This is a genomic window from Chitinophaga deserti, assembly GCF_003149455.1.
GTDB lineage: Bacteria > Bacteroidota > Bacteroidia > Chitinophagales > Chitinophagaceae > Chitinophaga > Chitinophaga deserti.
In genome coordinates this window covers 160,350-178,833 of record NZ_QFFK01000008.1, presented here as the reverse complement: position 1 = coordinate 178,833, position 18,484 = coordinate 160,350, and the positions used below count along the sequence as shown (strand labels likewise).

General features: G+C 52.4%; 15 protein-coding genes. 5 read left to right on the top strand and 10 right to left on the bottom strand.

Annotated features, from left to right (window positions below; genetic code table 11):
• Nucleotide 1: 1 nt before the first annotated feature.
• The gene (gene proS, locus DEV76_RS18880; RefSeq protein ID WP_109699488.1) at nucleotides 2-1,477 is read right to left on the bottom strand and encodes a proline--tRNA ligase; all 1,476 of its coding nucleotides are present in this window, start codon (nucleotides 1,475-1,477) and stop codon (nucleotides 2-4) included.
• Between the two features lie 320 nt (nucleotides 1,478-1,797).
• On the opposite strand from proS, the gene DEV76_RS18875 reads away from it, so the two are divergent.
• On the top strand, nucleotides 1,798-2,832 hold the full coding sequence (locus DEV76_RS18875) for a hypothetical protein (protein WP_157962992.1): 1,035 nt from the start codon (nucleotides 1,798-1,800) through the stop codon (nucleotides 2,830-2,832).
• Nucleotides 2,833-2,956: 124 nt separating this feature from the next.
• Nucleotides 2,957-4,516, top strand: coding sequence for an OmpP1/FadL family transporter (locus tag DEV76_RS18870; protein WP_157962991.1), 1,560 nt, complete (start codon nucleotides 2,957-2,959; stop codon nucleotides 4,514-4,516).
• A gap of 86 nt (nucleotides 4,517-4,602) precedes the next feature.
• On the opposite strand, the gene miaA is transcribed toward DEV76_RS18870, so the two are convergent.
• The 5 genes from miaA to DEV76_RS18845 are packed head-to-tail and all read right to left on the bottom strand — an operon-like array spanning nucleotide 4,603 to nucleotide 9,320.
• Nucleotides 4,603-5,514 (bottom strand): tRNA (adenosine(37)-N6)-dimethylallyltransferase MiaA, encoded by a 912-nt coding sequence (miaA, locus tag DEV76_RS18865; protein ID WP_109699485.1) that lies wholly within the window; start codon nucleotides 5,512-5,514, stop codon nucleotides 4,603-4,605.
• 43 nt (nucleotides 5,515-5,557) lie between these two features.
• Nucleotides 5,558-6,133, bottom strand: coding sequence for an IS1096 element passenger TnpR family protein (locus DEV76_RS18860; protein WP_109699484.1), 576 nt, complete (start codon nucleotides 6,131-6,133; stop codon nucleotides 5,558-5,560).
• A gap of 35 nt (nucleotides 6,134-6,168) precedes the next feature.
• Entirely contained in the window at nucleotides 6,169-7,560 is a 1,392-nt protein-coding gene (locus tag DEV76_RS18855) for a CCA tRNA nucleotidyltransferase (protein ID WP_232826990.1), read from the bottom strand.
• Nucleotides 7,561-7,620: 60 nt separating this feature from the next.
• The gene (locus DEV76_RS18850; RefSeq protein WP_109699483.1) at nucleotides 7,621-8,193 is read right to left on the bottom strand and encodes an L-threonylcarbamoyladenylate synthase; all 573 of its coding nucleotides are present in this window, start codon (nucleotides 8,191-8,193) and stop codon (nucleotides 7,621-7,623) included.
• Nucleotides 8,190-9,320 (bottom strand): glycosyltransferase family 4 protein, encoded by a 1,131-nt coding sequence (locus DEV76_RS18845; protein ID WP_109699482.1) that lies wholly within the window; start codon nucleotides 9,318-9,320, stop codon nucleotides 8,190-8,192. Before DEV76_RS18845 ends, DEV76_RS18850 begins: the two co-directional genes overlap by 4 nt.
• A gap of 173 nt (nucleotides 9,321-9,493) precedes the next feature.
• Between DEV76_RS18845 and DEV76_RS18840 the strand changes: the two genes are divergently transcribed.
• Genes DEV76_RS18840 through DEV76_RS18830 form a run of 3 tightly spaced genes read left to right on the top strand, consistent with a single transcriptional unit; the run spans nucleotide 9,494 to nucleotide 11,712 of the window.
• Complete coding sequence (locus DEV76_RS18840) at nucleotides 9,494-9,676, top strand: microviridin/marinostatin family tricyclic proteinase inhibitor (RefSeq protein ID WP_109699481.1); 183 nt, start codon at nucleotides 9,494-9,496, stop codon at nucleotides 9,674-9,676.
• Nucleotides 9,677-9,731: 55 nt separating this feature from the next.
• Nucleotides 9,732-10,718 carry an MvdC/MvdD family ATP grasp protein gene (locus tag DEV76_RS18835; RefSeq protein WP_157962990.1) on the top strand — a complete coding sequence of 329 codons (987 nt, stop codon included), beginning with the start codon at nucleotides 9,732-9,734 and terminating at the stop codon, nucleotides 10,716-10,718.
• A complete protein-coding gene (locus tag DEV76_RS18830) occupies nucleotides 10,711-11,712 on the top strand; it encodes an MvdC/MvdD family ATP grasp protein (RefSeq protein ID WP_109699479.1) in 1,002 nt (333 codons plus the stop codon). The genes DEV76_RS18835 and DEV76_RS18830 overlap by 8 nt, the downstream gene beginning before the upstream one ends.
• Before the next feature lie 71 nt (nucleotides 11,713-11,783).
• Here the strand turns inward: DEV76_RS18830 and DEV76_RS18825 are convergent, their stop codons facing one another.
• From DEV76_RS18825 to DEV76_RS18810, 4 genes are all read right to left on the bottom strand, one after another.
• Complete coding sequence (locus DEV76_RS18825) at nucleotides 11,784-13,166, bottom strand: RagB/SusD family nutrient uptake outer membrane protein (RefSeq protein WP_109699478.1); 1,383 nt, start codon at nucleotides 13,164-13,166, stop codon at nucleotides 11,784-11,786.
• Nucleotides 13,167-13,185: 19 nt separating this feature from the next.
• Nucleotides 13,186-16,629 carry a SusC/RagA family TonB-linked outer membrane protein gene (locus tag DEV76_RS18820; protein WP_109699477.1) on the bottom strand — a complete coding sequence of 1,148 codons (3,444 nt, stop codon included), beginning with the start codon at nucleotides 16,627-16,629 and terminating at the stop codon, nucleotides 13,186-13,188.
• Between the two features lie 178 nt (nucleotides 16,630-16,807).
• Nucleotides 16,808-17,773 (bottom strand): FecR family protein, encoded by a 966-nt coding sequence (locus DEV76_RS18815; protein ID WP_109699476.1) that lies wholly within the window; start codon nucleotides 17,771-17,773, stop codon nucleotides 16,808-16,810.
• Between the two features lie 63 nt (nucleotides 17,774-17,836).
• Nucleotides 17,837-18,406, bottom strand: a complete 570-nt coding sequence (locus tag DEV76_RS18810; protein WP_109699475.1) for an RNA polymerase sigma-70 factor — start codon at nucleotides 18,404-18,406, stop codon at nucleotides 17,837-17,839.
• Nucleotides 18,407-18,484: the final 78 nt, after the last annotated feature.

Sequence of the window (18,484 nt, the reverse complement as noted above, 5' to 3'; positions counted from 1 at the left end):
ATTAATAAGCTCTGGCGAACAATACCCTTTCTTTGGAAGGCTTCCCGGAAAGGATGCAGATACCATCTTCCTGAGGATTGTTCAGCGGGATGCAGCGGATGGTGGCCTTCGTCCGCTCCTTGATGGCAGCTTCCGTTTCAGCGGTACCATCCCAATGTGCGGAAATGAAACCACCCTTTTCATCGAGCAGCTTTTCAAATTCTTCCCAGCTATCAGCCTTGGTTATATGAGATTCATGATAATCGAGGGCTTTTTGGAACATTGCCGACTGAATTTCTTCGAGGAGGTTCTGAATGTACCCGGAAATACCGTCAAGCGAAACGGAAGACTTGGTTTTAGTATCGCGGCGGGCAATCTCAGCCACGTTATTCTCGATATCGCGTGCACCGATGGCGATACGTACGGGTACGCCTTTCATTTCGTACTCAGCAAATTTCCAACCAGGACGGTTGTTATCATTGTCGTCGTACTTCACGCGGATGCCGAGGGCTTTCAGTTCCTTCACGATGCCTTCCACTTTAGCGTCTATACCAGCTTTCTGATCGGCCCCTTTGTAAATGGGAACGATTACCACCTGGAGGGGGGCGATGCGGGGAGGAAGGATCAGGCCGTCGTCGTCGCTATGCGCCATAACGAGTGCACCAACCAGACGGGTGGAAACGCCCCATGAAGTGGCCCATACATACTCGAGTTTGTTTTCCTTATTGGAGAACTGTACGTCGAATGCTTTGGCGAAGTTCTGTCCCAGGAAGTGGGATGTACCGGTCTGAAGGGCTTTACCGTCCTGCATGAGCGATTCGATGCAATAGGTGTCTACTGCACCTGCGAAGCGTTCGGAAGCTGATTTCACACCTTTGATAACAGGAACTGCCATGAAGTTCTGCACGAAATCGGCGTAAACGTCCAGCATCTGTACGGTTTCTGCTACTGCTTCTTCAGCGGTGGCGTGTGCAGTATGCCCTTCCTGCCAGAGGAATTCGGCGGTACGGAGGAAAAGGCGGGTACGCATTTCCCAACGCACTACGTTGGCCCACTGGTTCACGAGAATGGGAAGGTCGCGGTAAGACTGGATCCAGTCTTTATATGTATTCCAGATGATGGTTTCGGAGGTGGGGCGCACGATGAGCTCTTCTTCGAGCTTGGCTTCCGGGTCTACGACAACACCGCCTGTTTCCGGGTCGTTTTTAAGGCGGTAGTGGGTTACAACGGCGCATTCCTTGGCGAAGCCTTCCACATGGGCGGCTTCCTTGCTAAGGAAGGATTTGGGGATGAAAAGCGGGAAATAGGCGTTCTGGTGACCGGTTTCCTTGAATTTACGGTCCAGTTCGTCGCGCATATTCTCCCAAAGGGCGAAGCCATAGGGTTTGATGACCATGCATCCCCGAACTGCGGAATAATCCGCCAATCCGCCTTTCAAAACGAGGTCATTATACCATTGTGCGTAATCCTGTGACCGGGCAGTAATCTCTTTACTCATATTATAATTTTACTTTTTCCGTTTCCCTGAAATCATTTGAAAGGAAAGCATTGGCATTCAGTTGGTTGTCTTAAACATACCGCCGTTCGTCCGGCCCGGCAGCCATTCGCCCCAAAAGGGGTCTGAATGGGTAGTTCCATACAATAAACTGGCGTAATATTTGTTCTATTAATAATACGGAAACGCCACAGCCCTCACAGTAAATGTCAAACCGATTCCCGGGTGTGCGAAGATAATAAAACGGCCGGTGCGTGTAACCCTTCAACGATAAAATTCGTTTAAATTGAGTAAATTTACATTGTTCATAAAATCACAGCAGAATGAGACCTATGATATATAGTGCGGTAGCGGCCCTGCTTGTATTTGGCAGCTGTTCCACCGCTTATCAGACCGCCCAGACACCGGACGACGTTTACCACTCCCCGGTTCAGCAGCGCGTTTACGCATCTTCCGGTAACCAGCAGCAGCGCAACAGCCAGGCGGCAAGAGCGCAGCAGCAGGAGGAAACCTTTGATGAAGAGGGCGACAATTACGTGACATACGCTGACGAAGACGAGGAGCGTTACGACTACGCCCGCAGGATCGACCGTTTCGGCCGTGGCTATTCCGGTAACTACTGGGATGGTTACTACTTCGACGATTTCGGCAGCAATCTCACCATTAACAATTATTACGGCTACAACAGCTGGAACCGTTTCGGATGGAACTCCTGGTACGGTCCTTCCATGAGCATCGGCTTTGGCTTTGGCCGTCCATGGGGCGGTTATGGCGGCTGGTACGGCAGCCCATGGTATGGCAGTGGCTGGTACGGCAGCGGTTGGTACGGCGGTGGTTACGGCCATGGCTGGTACGGAAACGGCTGGGGTAATGGCTGGTATGGCGGATATCCCGGATACGGCCACAACTGGGGCGGCGGTTACTATGTAAAACCAAGGCCTTCCAACTCATGGGGTCCCCGTGGGTCCAGCGGCTCACGCGTTTATACTACTGACCGTTATAATAACACCGGCAACTACCGCCCGAATGGCAGTGGTTCCGCTCCCCGCCGTCAGTTCGACAGCAATTCAGGCCGCCCGGTAATCAACGACCGCCAGCCTTCAACCCGCAGAACATTTGACCGCGCTCCCGGTGAACGCCCGGCTAATCAACCGGCGCCTCAACGCGAATCCCGCAGGACATTTGAGCGTAACTACGACAGGGGTAGTGACAACACCCCTTCCCGTCAGCAGTCTCAGCCTTCATATACACCTGAGCGCAGCAGTGCTCCTCAAAGGAGCTATACTCCGCCCAGCAGCAGCCCTGGCAATAACAGCTCACCGGCACCTACAAGAACTTACCGTCCCCGCGGACGATAATCAAATACACGCGAATTACCAGTGAGGGTCACCCCAAAAGGCACCCGGCTGGTAATTCGTGTTTTTATCCCACATCAGATTGTTCACCAGCATTTACAAGATGAATAAAAGAACCACATTTCTTTTGATAGCCCTAGGTGTATCTGCAACAGCCATGGCACAGGATGAATTCGATGCGTTGCGTTACAGCCGCCTTACTACCGGCGGTACTGCCCGTACGCAGGCCATCGGCGGCGCTGCAGGATCACTCGGAGGCGACATATCCTCCACTCACGTAAACCCTGCAGGCCTCGGATTCTACAAAACAAGTGAAGTACTGATCACCCCGGGATTCTATTTCCGGAGCAACAATCTCAGCTACCTCGGCAATTCCGAATCCGATAATAAAAGCGGCGGCCAGCTGGCGAACATAGGCGTAGTGTTTGGCATCCCTAACCGCTCCTCCGGCAGCAAGTTCCGCAACTTTACCATCGCACTGGATTATAGCCGCCAGGCTGATTTCAATAACAGAAGATTCCTCAAAGGCAACAATACCCGCACCAGTTATACCGACCGCTGGGTGGAAGATATGATGCCCGGTGGCACTCCCGTTTCATTAGACGTGGCGAACGACGACCTGGTGCTGGGCCCAAGCCTCGCTTTCAGAACATTCCTCATCGATCCGAAGTTTATTGACGACGATCCCGCCAAAGGCGTAGACTTCTACTTCTCCGGCATTAACCCTACCCTTGCAGGTGGTATCGATCAAAGCGACCTTATCAAGGAACGCGGCGGACTGGATGAGTTCTCCATCGGTTTTGCAGGCAACTATAATGAGCAGGTATACATGGGCTTGTCAGTTAACTTCCCTACCATCAATTACGAGCGTAACCGCACTTTCAGGGAAGAAGACAAATCCGGCGATAACAACAACGATTTTGCCTGGTTCGAGCATACCGAAAATCTGAAAACCGATGCCGTGGGCTTCAATTCCAAACTGGGTATCATCTACTCTCCCATGCCATCCCTCAGAATTGGTGTTAATTACCACACTCCCACCTGGTTCAGCATGCGCGATGCATCTACCGCACGCGTGGAAGCGAATACGGAAGGGTATCCCTCTAATAACCCGGGGTATCATTCGCTCAGTTCGGAAGAGTTGACAGACTATCTGCCGGTTGAATATGAATACACCTTACGCACTCCCTCCCGCTTCGGAGGCAGCGTTTCGTATATATTCGGTACCAACGCGGATGTTAAACAACAACATGGCTTCATCACCGCAGATGTGGAATATGTGAATTATAGCGGCACACAGTTTAAATACAACAAAGGCGGCGCTGCAGACCGTGAAATGGCCAAAAGGCTGAACGACGTGATCAGCGATACTTACAAAGGTGCCATGAACATTCGTGTAGGCGGTGAGCTGAAGTTTAACGTACTGGCAGTACGTGCAGGCTTCTCTTATAACGGCAACCCTTATAACTCCGACTTCACAGATATTGATGGAAGTATTAAACGTGTAAGCGGCGGCCTGGGTTACCGTAACAAAGGCTTCTTTGCTGACCTCACTTATGTGCATACACTGGACACGGAATCAGTATATGCTCCTTACACACTGAAAAGCGGCCCCTATCCTGCTCCTACAGCCATCGGCAGCATGAGCGGCGGTAACGTTGTAGCCACAATAGGTCTTAAGTTCTAACAATATAAATTCCGGATACAAAAAACAGGAAGTGTGCAAACGCTTCCTTTTTTTATGCCCCTTAACCAGGCGTAAATAAAATAGCACTATTCCACCTCTGAGAGCTTTTGCTGCACGAAGTTTACTACTTCCTGTGGGGTACGTGCATCAAACCATGTAAGCGCCGGATCGCGGCGGAACCAGGTAAGCTGGCGTTTGGCATATTGGCGGGTGTGGGTTTTGATACCTTCTATAGCAGTGTCAAGGTTGATTTGCCCGTCGAGGTACTGGAAGATTTCTGTGTAACCTACAGTTTGCAGGGCATTGTGTTGGCGGTATGGCAATACGCTGCGTACTTCTTCCACGAGGCCCTGGTCCATCATTATATCCACCCGCTTGTGAATATTGGCATGCAGCATTTCTTTAGGTAGTTCCAGTCCTATTTTAATAACCCTGAAATCGCGCGGGCGGGCAGATCTGGTGCGGAAAGAGGAGATAGATTGGCCGGTTGCTTCAAATATTTCCAATGCACGGATGAGGCGGTGGGGATTGTGAATCTCTGCGGTTTCGTAGAATGCAGGATCTTTCTGTTGCAGTTCTTCCTGCAGCCATGCCAGCCCCTTTTCCGCATAGCCATTACGTACAGCATCGCGGACTGATGCGGGCACAGGGGGCATTTCGTCCATCCCTTCGAGGAATGCGCGGATGTATAAGCCGGTGCCGCCTGTTAAGACGAGTGTATCGTTCCGGGAAAAGATATCCGCCGCATAGTTCATAGCCAGCTCTTCATATGTAGCGGCGTTCACTTCTTCGGCGATAGTGTGGGAATCAATGAAGTAATGCCTGACAGCGGCGAGTTCTTCGGGCGAAGGCTTGGCAGTGCCAATAGAGATCTCCCTGTAACACTGCCGGGAATCCGCGGAAATAATCTGCGTACCCAACATTTCCGCCAGGCGGATGGCCGTCGCGGTTTTACCCACTGCTGTGGGGCCCGCTACCAGGATGACCGTCTTCTTCATATATTAAAAAAAGCCCGGCGCGGGGAGCGCCGGGAGCAGTATGCTAAAACATATTTTCTTCTTCGGCGCCGCCTTCTTCGCTGCTATCATCTTCACTTTCGCTTTCCTCTCCTTCTTCCCCGAAGCCGTCTTCCGACATGCCTTCGCGGTTAAGGTCATACTTCTCCTCCATCTCCACCAGCTTATCGCCGATGAGACCTTTGGTGCCGTACTGGCTGGGCGCAAGCCCTTCCTTACGTACAACAGCAGGATAGCTTAGTTTGGCATTTTCCTCTTTGGCGACAGCGATCAATTCTACCAAAAACACCCAGTTCTTGGCATAATCGTAGAGGTAGATAAATTTCTGGTTAGGGTCCCTGACCATCGCACCTATGGGTGTATCAGTCATGAGGAGCGGTTCGGCCTTACGCACCACCGCATCTTTTTCAAGCAGGATTTCCCGGCCACGCTGCCAGTTATCATTGCTACGGAAAAAGGTTGCCTTATGCTTCGAGTCAAACTCATATGCTGTCAGGATGGCCTGGTGAAACTGCATAAAATTCTGACTGGGCTTTACAACGATATCCCTGTAGACACTTTCGTCTTCTTCCCAATAAACTCTGAACTTCAATACCGGCATATGATTTACAATATTGTACGGGCAAAAATACCAAATTATTTAACAGGGGTCAAGTTTAGTTCAGCGGCTTTTCTCAACATAAATGCATAAGCATCATCATAATTATTGCTGATCTCCCCATCGAGGATTGCTTCGCGGATGGCGCTTTTAAGGTCGCCCACCATTTTTCCGGGTTTTAATCCGAAGGTTTCCATGATTAATTCTCCGGTAACGGGTGGTTGCCAGTTGCGGATACGGTCGCTTTCTTCCACTTCCTTCAGCCTTTCGCGCACCAGTTCAAAATTCTCGAGGTAGCGGCGCACTTTCGCGCGGTTCTTGGAAGTGATATCCGCTTCACAAAGCATCATGAGCGCTTCCAGATCTTCGCCCGCATCAAACAACAGGCGGCGTATAGCCGAGTCGGTGATGTTTTCCTTGGTAAGGCTGATAGGGCGCAAATGCAGTTCCACCAGCTTCTTCACCAGCCGCATTTTCTCATTCTGCGGCAGTTTCAACCGGGTAAAAATCCGCGGCACCATCTTCCCGCCCACGGCATCATGCCCGTGGAAAGTCCACCCATGCCCAGGCTCAAACTTCTTAGTGGCGGGTTTAGCAATATCATGCAGTAATGCTGCCCAGCGAAGCCAGAGGTCGGGGGTATTCACTGCTATGTTATCTACCACCTGCAGGGTATGATAAAAATTATCCTTATGCCCTTTCCCTTCCAGCATCTCCACACCTACGAGGTCTATCATCTGCGGGAAAATGATTTTCAGGATACCGGATTTATACAACAGATCGAGGCCTACAGAGGGTTTAGCGCTCAGCATGATCTTATTCAGCTCATCCGTGATCCTTTCCTGGGAAATGATCTTTATCCTGCCGGCATTTTCCTGTATGGCCTGAAATGTTTCGGGCATAATGGTAAAATGCAACTGGCTGGCAAAGCGGATGGCGCGCATCATACGCAGGGGATCGTCACTGAATGTCTGCCCTGGCTCCAGCGGGGTGCGGATGAGCTTGCTCTCCATGTCCGCCAGTCCGTTGAAGGGATCGATGAGCTTGCCATAATCTGCTTCATTCAGGCTGATAGCCAGCGCGTTGATAGTAAAATCGCGGCGGAGCTGATCATCTTCCAGCGTACCGGGTTCCACCTCGGGGTTCCGGGTGTGATCGCGATAGCTTTCTCTGCGGGCGCCCACAAATTCCATTTCGATATCCTCGAACCTGATCTGGGCGGTGCCGTATGTTTTGAAATAATTGACTCTGAGGTTAGGGTCGAGCAGCGAAGCTACCTGGTGTGCCAGGGCTATGCCGTCTCCCACGCAAACGATATCCACGTCTTTCGTAGGCCTGTTCAACAGTTTATCGCGTACAAAGCCGCCGATCAGATAGCAGGGAACGCCGATCTGCCGTGCCGCTTCCGCCACGCGTTCAAATAAATCCATTTCCCGTTTTGTACAGGGAATTTCCATCATTAGTCTACCGTTTTAAGGCGCAAAAGTAGTTTAATCCCGGATGATTTCCAGTGTTCCGTCTTTCCCGATACGCACAATACGCGAAGGACGTGCCGGTGTTTCGTCGTGCTGACGGTGCTCCACCACATAATCCACCCCTTCCCTGATAGCCGGGGAAACATCCCTGAAGCTGGCAGGCGCCGGGGCGCCGGAAATATTGGCAGAGGTAGATACGAGCGGCTTGCGGAGACGCTTAACGAGGTGGCGGCAGAAAGTATCCTGCACCAGCCGGATGGCAATGGTACCGTCCTGGTTGATCACATTAGGGGCGAAATGCAGGGCGCCTTCATAAATCACGGTAGTAGGGCGGTCGAACCCGGCCAGTACTTCCGCGATATCGGGTGGCGGGGATGCGAGGTACTTCATCAGATCTTTCACATCAGCCATGAGTACAACCAGACTTTTGGCCTCGTCCCGCTGCTTTAGCTGGTAAATACGCTGTACGGCAGCCTCATTGGTGGCATCGCAGCCCAGTCCCCAGATGGTATCAGTGGGATATAGTATAGTGCCTCCGGAGCGGAGTGCCTCGAGGCTGCGGGTGATATCGTTCTCAAAACCGGTCATGACAGGATGTTTTTATACACGTTCATCACTCCCTGTGCACATTTCTCCGGTGTGAAGTTTTGTGCGTGGATGATACCTTTCTCCGCCATATCCTTACGCAGGGCAGCATCATTTGCTACGCGGAACATACCATCGGCGATGCTTTCCACACTGAAGGGGTCTACATACAGGGCGGAATTACCGCCGGTTTCTGCAAAGCAGGAGCCCGTGGAAGTAACTACGGCCGTTTCGCTCCAGAGGGCTTCCAAAATGGGGATACCGAACCCTTCGAAGGTGGAAGGGTACAGCAGTGCCAGGGCGCCCTGGTAAAGGGCAGGAAGGTCGCGGAAGCTGAATTTCGACTCTTCATTGAGCCAGATCACCCTGCTAACGAGGCCTTTATCTGCTAAATAGCGCTTTACTTTCTTTTTGTAACTGCCCCCATCTCCCAATACTACCAGCGGTACATTGAGGCGGCCCTTGAGCTGGAACATGGCTTCCGCAATGCGGGCCAGGTTCTTCCTTTCGATAACGGAGCCTACGTAGAGGAAGTATTCTGAGGGGAGCTGGTAGCGTACGAGCATCTCCCGGATAGCCTGCGGATTGCGGGCTGCCTGGAAGGATGGGTCGCAGGCCTGATAGCAAACGGGGATCTTCGATTCGGGCACGCGGTAGAACTCCATGAGATCTGCTTTTGTCTGGCTGCTGATGGCGATCACCTGATCGGCAGCCTCACAGGCATAACGGGCCTTTTTGCGGTAGGTAGCCACGTCAATAGGGTTATACTGGCCGGGATAGCGTTCAAAAATGAGATCGTGCATGGTTACCGTGCTGCGGACGCCCGTTCTATGGATCCCGAAAGGCAGCTCAGCGCTGAGACCGTGAAAAATGTCGATACCATGACTTTTCAGCTCGCCGGATACCCACCGGCTTCTCCATACCGGTTTAAGCATCCGGTGCAGGAAGCTTTGGGGGGTGATGGTAGCCACGGCCGGAGGGGGCTGGTACAGGGGTTTTTCCTTGGGAGCGAACAGCACATATTCATGCTCAGGGTAATATTCTGCCAGGGAAGTGACCAGTGTACGGCTGTAATTACCTAAACCTGTGCGGTTCTGGTAGGCCCTTTTGGCGTCGAAACCAATTCTCAATGCTTAAATTTTAATACGCCGGCAAATTACTGAATTTGATTTTTTTCTTTCCTGTAAAAATTTTAACTTGAATGTCCTATTTAAATGAACGGGGCCTTTACAGGGATAACACCCGTTAAACCATATAAAAAGAAGCAAAAGTCATTGTTCACCACCCATTTATTTGTTCTGACATGAAACCCAATGAAAAACTATTGAAGCCTTTTTTTGCTCAGCTACTGGAGTCGCAGCAACAGCAAAATGCCACAGGCCAACAAACTTCCGAGACTTCTTACTGGACCAGCAAACTGGCCGATGTACCTGACCAGACGCAGAAATATCCATCAGACGGGGATGAGGAATGGTGGTTACTGTAACCTATTATTCCCATAAAAAAGATTTGCAGGCAACGGCAGAAAAGCTGTTGCCCTTTTGTTATTCGTCAACTTCTCCATGATACTCTGCATCACGCACGCACAAGACACATTTACGATAGACCGCGTACAGCAAAAGCTGGAAACGCTTGGATATGAGGGTTTCCGTTTCAATTCTGACGAATTCGGCACCAAATACCGCCTCCGTTACCGCCTCCACAGCACCGGGCCCCAGTACCAGCTGCAATGTGGCAACAGGGTAATCGATTCCCGTGAAATAGAGGGCGTCTGGTACCGGAAGCTATGGGACCTCCAGGTTCCCCCTTCCCTCGATCCCGCATTCGTTCCCGCTTTTCTCAAAGAATATCGTACCTCCCTCCATATTTTCCTCGACTCGCTCGATGTACCATGGATCAACCGGATGGACCTCGACCATGCCGTAGGCGCCAATAAGCTCCTCCAGCTCACTTCCGCACAGGCCGTAGGCTTATCCGTTCCACAGACGCTTTTCAGCAACCATGCCGAAGATGCCATCCGCTTCTTCGACGATCATGGGGGCGATGTAGTGGTAAAGCTCCATGGCGCCCTTTCCAAAACCATGGATGGCAAAGGAGACTTCTTCCCCACCACCCGCCTGCGGAAAGAAGACGTACCCATGCTGGAATCCCTTTCTGCCTGCCCCATGATCCTGCAGGAATATATCCCGAAAGAAAGGGAGTTGCGCGTAGTTTACGCCGATGGCGATTTCTTCACCGGCAGCCTCCGTGCCCCTGATCTTACCGACTGGCGCACAGGAAATACCACCCTCATCCAATGGGAACCTTATGAACTGCCACCCGCAGTTTGCCAGCGCGTACATGACATGATGCTTTCCCTCGGCTTGCAATTTGGCGCTATAGACATGATCCTGAAGCCCGACGGCGAGCACGTTTTCCTCGAAATAAATCCCCAGGGCGAATGGGGCATGCTGGAGAAATATCTTGGTTTCCCAATTGCCGCTACTATCGCTGAGAAATTAGTCAACCGAATAGAACAGCATGGGTAAAGTACTCATTATCACACATTCTGCAGACAACGAAGCCGTAACGTCCGTCATGGACCAAATCAGTGCCACCGGCGCCACACCGCTCCGGTTTAATGTAGACCGTTACCCGATCGTTACCCGCCTTACTTCCGAATTCCACGGCTCCCGGCGGCAACTGTTGCTGGAAGACGGTTCAGGCGCTTATCCACTGGAAGATCTTACCGCCGTTTGGTACCGGCGCAGCTATCATATTGCCGAAGGGCTGGACCAGGTGCTGGAGAAGCCCTACCTCACCCCTGCAGCCGGAGAAATACGCCGTACCCTTTTCGGTATGCTGGAATCACTCCCCTGCTTTCAGCTGGAGCGTTACAGCACCTACCGGCGGCTCGACAGTAAAGAAGAACAACTCCGCCTTGCAGTGGAGTGCGGCCTGCTGGTGCCTGCCACCTGTATTACCAACAGTCCGGAGCGGCTGCAGGCCTTTATGCGGGAAGTTAACGGCCCCATTGTGGCTAAGATGCAAAGCGCATTCGCTATATACCAGGACGGCCAGGAACAGGTAGTTTTTACCAGCGAGATCCGGGAAGATCACCTGGAACAATTACCCCAGTTACGCTTTTGCCCCATGACCTTCCAGGAGAAACTGCCCAAAGCACTGGAGCTGCGGGTAAACATGGTAGGCACGTCCATATTCGCCTTCAGCATCGACTCCCAGCAACAGGCCGGTGCGGAAACCGACTGGCGGAAAGAAGGCGCAGCCCTTGCCATACAGTGGCGGCCTTACGATTTACCGGCGGAAGTAGCGGCCAGTCTTTCCCGGCTGATGGACCGCTACGGTCTCAACTACGGCGCCATAGATCTTATACTGACGCCTGACGGGAAGTATTACTTCCTGGAGTTGAATGCAGCCGGAGAATTCTTCTGGCTCGATAAACTGTGCGACGGTGCCATTTCCCGGCAACTGGCAGCGGTACTAACGGGGTCGGCGGATCGGAGAACACCATTAATTCATTAAACTGCATACACCTGCAAAAAGTAAACGGCCCCGCATGTGCAGGGCCGTTTTTTCATATCCAGGGTTTCGCATTAATATTCAGGGTTCTGCTTCAGCTTAGGATTGCGGAGCAGTTCGGCATTGGTAAAAGGAAAAATGAGGCGTGTGGCATTGCGGCCTTTGGATATCAGGAAAGGCTCCGCACTGCCGAAGCGTTTCATATCCTGCCAGCGCCTGCCCTCGCCCACCAGTTCGCGACGGCGCTCCTTTTCGATCTCCGCCAGAAATGCTGCAGCATTCGCGAAATCGGCAGCGTTTTTCACACTGGCGTTACGCGCAGTACGCAGTTCATTGTAGCGCCCCAGCTCCACGGTATTCTGCCTTGCAGCCGCTTCCGCAGAAATAAGATATGCTTCGCTGATACGCATGAGCGGGTACGTGCAATACACCGCCGAAGCAGGCTGCAGCGTATCAGTCGAGAATTTCAGCATGTAGGTCACATCCCTTCCAGTTGCCGCCTGACGGGCTTTGCGCATCACCTGCCTGCGGGTATCAGCAGCCTCGTAAGAAGCTGCCAGCGCATCATCCATCGAAGTCAGCCCTGTGCCATTCCCAAGGAAAGGCGGGGCCGGACTGTAAAATGAAAACAGGCCGTAACGCTCATACGCTGAAGGCATGGGCCCGTCAGACATTTGCCAGAGCATTTCCCGCGCTGTGCTATTATACCGGAAGATGCCGGAATATGTGCCGGAAGAAAGGCTACGTACACCGGATGTTATCACTGCTTCCGCCAGCTCTTTTGCTTTAGCGTGCTTCCCGCGCTGGAGGCAAACGCGTGCCAGCAATAACTGAGCGCTTTGTTTTGAAGCGGCTTTGGGGCTTGTAAAACCACCCAGCAGCGGAATAGCAGCTTCCAGATCTTTCTCCACCTGGTCAAGCACCTCTGCCTCAGTACTCTTTGGGCGGCGGATCTGATCAATTTCAGTTTCCACGGATGTAATCAATACTACGCCTCCATGCAGCTCTGCAAGTTGGTTATAAGAATGCGCGCGTACCACCAGTGCTTCACCCCTCAATTGCCGTAAAGCCGGCGATGCGGAATTACCGATTTTCTCAAGGATAAAATTAGCATTGCCGATAGCGGTGTATGCAGCAATGTAATAACGCCCTATCCCGAAACCGTCGCCCGGACTGGGGTTGCAGGCCTCATAAGCCTGGGGATTGAACTGTGCCGGGTTACCACCCTGCAGGGAAACAATATCATCGCTGTAAATATCCGTCATAGGATATGATTGCGGAGGCCAGGTGCCGGACATACTCAGGTAAGCACCGCGCATCAGCAGCGCAATGTCCTGATCGGTGAGCTGGTCTTTACCGATGGCATGATCAGGCACGGGCCTGTCCAGATACTTACCGCAGGCGGTGAGGCCGGCGAGGCAGGTGATGAGGAAAAGTTTTTTAAAGTTACGTAACATGTCTTGTCGGATTTAATGATTAGAAACGGAGATCGATGCCGAATGAAATAGCGCGTGGAAGTGGTGCAACATTTTGCTGCAGCCCTGATTCCAGTGCCTGTTCAGGATCATCGGCATTCAGCCTTTTGTCTTTAATCGTGAAAAGATTCTGCGTGGCGGCATACACGCGCACCTGCTGGAAGCCGGCCTTCCCGATGAGGGAGTTGGGCAAACTGTAAGCCAGCGTTACGTTTCTGCAACGCAGATAGGAGCCGCTGTAGAGGAATTGTGTGGAAGGCAGCAGGTTCCAGTCGTTTGTTCTGCCTGCACCATGTTCTCCCACAATAGCACGCGGATAGTCTGCCTTGTCGCCGGGCTTCTGCCAGCGGTCGAGCACCCAGGTGGGCTTATTACTCACCACGCCTGTCCAGATATCGAAATCATAATTCCGGTAATACTGTTCGCTGAAATTGTAAATCTTATTACCGATGTTAAATGCAAACTGCGTATTCAGGCTAAAGCCCTTCCAGCCCAGATCCACGGTTACACCACCGTTTATTTTAGGCTGCGCAACAGGGATGTAAATCATATCCAGCTGATTGATGATACCGTCCTTATTCAGATCGGCATATATCATATCACCCGTTTGCGGATCTACGCCCTGCGACTGGTACAACTGCAGCAATCCCAGTGGCTGCCCTATGCGCAGTACGCCAGACGGGCTTCCGGGGAAATATACACCATAGCCCATGGTACTGTCGCGCAGTTCGGTAACGCGGTTACGGTTAATATTCGCTACGGCGCTCACTTCCCAATGGAAATCTCCCGGCTTGCTGCTCAGAGATACTGCGAGGTCTACCCCGCGGTTAGTCATGGCCCCCAGGTTTACACGCTGGGAAATAAAGCCCCCGCTCGACCAGGGAATCTGACGGCTGGTGAGCAATCCGTCGGTTTTCTTCACGTAGTATTCCGCGGTAATAGAAAGACGGTTATTGAAGAAGCGCGTTTCCAGCCCGATATCATGCTGTTTGGTACGTTCCCATTTCAGATTGGGATTACCCAGCATGGTGTTCAGGCGGAGAGCGGGCTCATTGAGGTACAGCAGGCTGTTCACGAGATCCCGTGTATCATAATGCCCCACCGGCCGGATGTTCCCGGTTATACCGAAGCTGCTGCGCAACTTGAGATAGTTCAGCAATTTGTTGCCCTGCAGGAATTCTTCGTCGGAGATGATCCAGCCACCGGATATAGCCGGGAACCATGCCTGGCGGTTGTTGGTCAGCTTGCTGGTACCATCACGGCGTAAACTGAGGCTGAGCAGGTATTTACCATCCCAGGCCATGTTGGAACGCACGAAATAAGATTCAGAATACTCTTCGTAGAAACGGTTGGCGTTATTGGCGAAGTTAGTAGATACCGATGCATTGGTTGGCTTCCAGAGCGATTGGATCATAGGGAAGCCCTGGAGGTTCTTCGCACCGATGCGGTATTGGTTCCCGGTGAATTCCTGACCCAGTAACGCATCCCCTTTCAGGCGGCTGTAACTGAAACGGTAAGTGAGTACATTGTTCAGTGTATACCGCATACCACGGTTGCCTGTTTCAGTATAATCGCCTTTAGTGCCAAGGCCGCCATAGCTTACGGGAGACATAAACTCCACCAGGTTGCTCTCGCTGCGGGAGCCGGCCACCATGGAACGGAACGAGAAATTCTTGCTGAGCGTGGCTTCTGCAAAGAAGTTGCCGGTATAGTTCCAGTTGTCTTTTTCGTTCTGATAGTAATAATCGAGCATGGCATAGGGATGCTCCTGGAAGCCATGCCAGTAATCCCAGGTTCCATCGGGGTTGGTTTTGATGGAATCAGGCGTATCGGGCCGTGCAGAAATTCCACTTCCGATCGCATCCTGCAAACCATCGTATTTCACTTTAGAGATGCTTACATCCATGCCTGCCTTCAGCCAGCGGTTCACTTTCTGTGTGAGGGCCAGCTTGCCGGAGTAGCGGTCGAGACGGCCATTGCCGGTGGCAGATGCTTCGCCATATTTCCCGAAAGAAAAGTAATAGCTGGTTTGGTTGCTGCCACCTGCCACACTCAGCTGAATATTATTAAGGGCACCATTGCGGGGAGTAACCCGGTCGAGCCAGTTGATATCATCTTTCCCCATTTTCAGCTCATCCATCTGCAGGCCGAGCACTTCTTTCTCATTACGGAGAGATGCTGCTTCGGAGGGATCGATGGTACCCGCCAGCCGGCGGTCGATATCCCCTATCCTGTTCTGCCGCGCTTCCTTAAACATCATGGCATACTCTGCACTGTTGAGCGGACGGTAGCTGAAATGGGATGAATTGGCACCTGCATAGGCGTTGAGGTTGATAACGGGCTTTGCGCCAAAGGAACCCTTCTTTGTTGTAATGAGGATTACGCCCTGTGCGCCGCGTGCGCCGTACATTGCCGCGGAAGCAGCATCTTTCAGCACTTCCATGGAGGCAATATCCTGCGGATTGAGGTTGAACATGCTGAAGTTGGCATTGTCTCCTACGGGAGGGGCATCTATCACCAAACCATCTACCACGATAAGCGGATTGGAACCACTGCCGGTAACATTGCTTTGTACGGTTTGCACCCCACGGATGGAGAAGTTAGGCATAGAGCCCGGAGCGGCACCAGTATTGGTTACTGCAAGCCCCGCCACCCGGCCCTGAAGCGCGGAGATGGGGTTGTTAACCATATTCTCTTCAGGTTTCAGCGCACCTACTTTACCGATGGAGCCCGACAGTTCGCGCTTTTGCTGTGTGCCGTAACCAACCACGATCACTTCATTCAGGCGGGAGCCGCCGGTTTGTAAAGGCAGCTGCAGGGCCAGCACGGAGCGGTCTTTCACCGGGAACTCCATCTGGCGGTAGCCGAGGGAGGTCACTACCAATACAGCACCTTCGTTTACGGTTACGGTAAACTGTCCGTCTTCGTTGGTGATGGCGCCTCTGCCGGTGCCTTTTACCATGATGGTGGCACCAATTACCGGGTTGCCATCGTCTCCGGTTACACGGCCCGTTACGGTGAAGGAAGTATCTGCCCGGGGAGCTGCGGGAGCCGGCTGGATGAGGATTTTGTTATCCATCTGGCGGAAGGAAAGGTCATGCGGCTGCAGCAACTGTTCCAGCACGGCGGCAAGGTTGTGTTTGCCATCGGACAAACTGATATGACGGATATGGCCCACGTCCGACTTGCGGTACATGAACCGGAAACCCGTCTGCCCTTCTATCTGCTTAAAAGCATCCAGCAGGGAGGCATCTTTCAGCGCCATCCGCACCGTTTGCCCGTTAAGCCGCTGGGCTTTGGCATTAGCGGCAGTAAGCAGCTGGGCGGTGAAGGCGATCAGCAAAAATGACAATAACGAAATACGCATACATCGATACAGGAAAAGTGCGCAGGGCAGCTTAGGGAAAACGCGGACGCTTCCCGCTGCGAGTGCGGAAAAATTCATACTTTAGTGATTGCAGGTAAATAAAATGCCCGTTGACGCGGGTGTTTTTCATCTGGACGGCCGCTGCACAATTGACGTTGGGCACGGCGTCGGAACCTCTGCTTCATGCAGAGGTTTTTCTTTTTACGGTGGTTGAATAATAATGTTCATGTTCCTGATTTTGGTTGGCCTGTAAGAATTACGGCTTGTAAATAATGACGGTCTTTTTAACCGTGTCTAATGTATATGCTGCCTGATTAAAGGCACAGATGCTTTTTAATGCCTGCTCCAGCGGCTCGTGCCCCAGGAATGTTGCCGAGAAGCGCTGTGCGCGGAGGGCTTCGTCAGGGATGGAGATGGAATACCCGAAACGGTCTTCCAGCAGGCGGGATGCCTGCAGCAGCGACACATCGTCGAACAGCAGATCTTCCTGCTGCCATACAGGCGCCTGTGCAGCCGGTTGCTGGCGCGAGGCTTTGGCTTCCGTATTATAAACGATCTGCTGGTTGGCGGTGAGCTCCCCGAGGGATTTGGCATCACTGTCTACCCGTACCCTCCCTTTAAATACCGTTACGGTTACTTCCCCCTTTTCCGGCGCAATCACTTCAAACGTAGTGCCCAGTACGGTGGTTTGTAACCCGCCGGCGTGTACTACGAAAGGCTGCTGGTGATGCTGCTCCACCGTAAATAACGCCTTGCCTTCGAGGAACACTTCTCTTTTCCCCTGCTTCCCGAAAGAGGATGGATACCTGAGGTGGCTGCCGGCGCTTACCAATACGGTACTCCCGTCTGGCAGGGCTATGAGGTTGTTTTCCGCTACCGGCTGAACCGATTGATCGGCTGCAACGATAGCGGGTGCCTTCCCTCCCCTGTCTGTAAGCAGGAAGGCTGCAATGGCCGCACCTGCCAGTAACAGTATGGCAGCTGCCATCTTCCAGCGGAAGGGTTGCTTTTGCGCCACAGGCAGCTGAGCGGCTATTTGAGAAAGAATATCCTGATGCATTTGTTGCCCCAGCCGGGAGCGTTCTTCTTCCGTGAGCAGGGAGGTAACATCGGGCTGAGATTCGAAAGCGTCGTAGCTGCTGAGCAGGAAACGCTCTTCTTCGGGAGAGGCTTTGCCTTCCCGGTATTTTCGCAGTATTTCAAGGAAATACGAATGGTCCATACAGATAAGACAGCTGTAAATCGCAAAATCCCATCCGGGCGGAAAATATTTTCAGGAAAGCGGTTAACCCAGCAGGCCGGTGAGGAAGCCCAGTGTTTCACGGAGCCGGGCAAGGGCTTTGCCCAGCTGGTTCTGGACGGTTTTGCGGGAGATGTTCAGCTGACGGGCGATTTCTTCCGTACTGGCCCCATCCTGAATATGCAGGCGGAAGATTTCCTGCCGGGCGGGAGGCAATGCATCTACCAGCAGGTGATAGGATTTGAGCCATTCGTTGCGGCGGGCGAGGGAATCGGCCTGATCTGCTGCCGGAGTATTTTCAATAAGCAGATCGGCCACCGGCAGGAAGCGGCTTTGTGCTTCGAGGGTATTGAGTACGCGGTTGCGGACGGCGGTATGAATATATGCGGGAAGGTGGAGGATGTGCAGTTCCGAGCGGCGGTTCCAGAGCTGGAGGAAGAAGTCCTGGGTAATGTCTTTAGCGGCATCCCCATCGTTCAAGCGTTTGAAGGCAGCGTTATAGACGAGCTGCCAGTAGCGTTGATACAGGGCGTTAAAAGCCTCCATGCTGCCGTTTTTCAGCGCCCGCAGCAGCGCCGCGTCGCCCCAGTCCTTATGTGCGCCACTTTCCCCCATGAATAATGTTAACCTGACAGATAAAAATACGTTTTCTCCATTAACTGTGCACGATTATATTATTTTTGCGGAAACAAG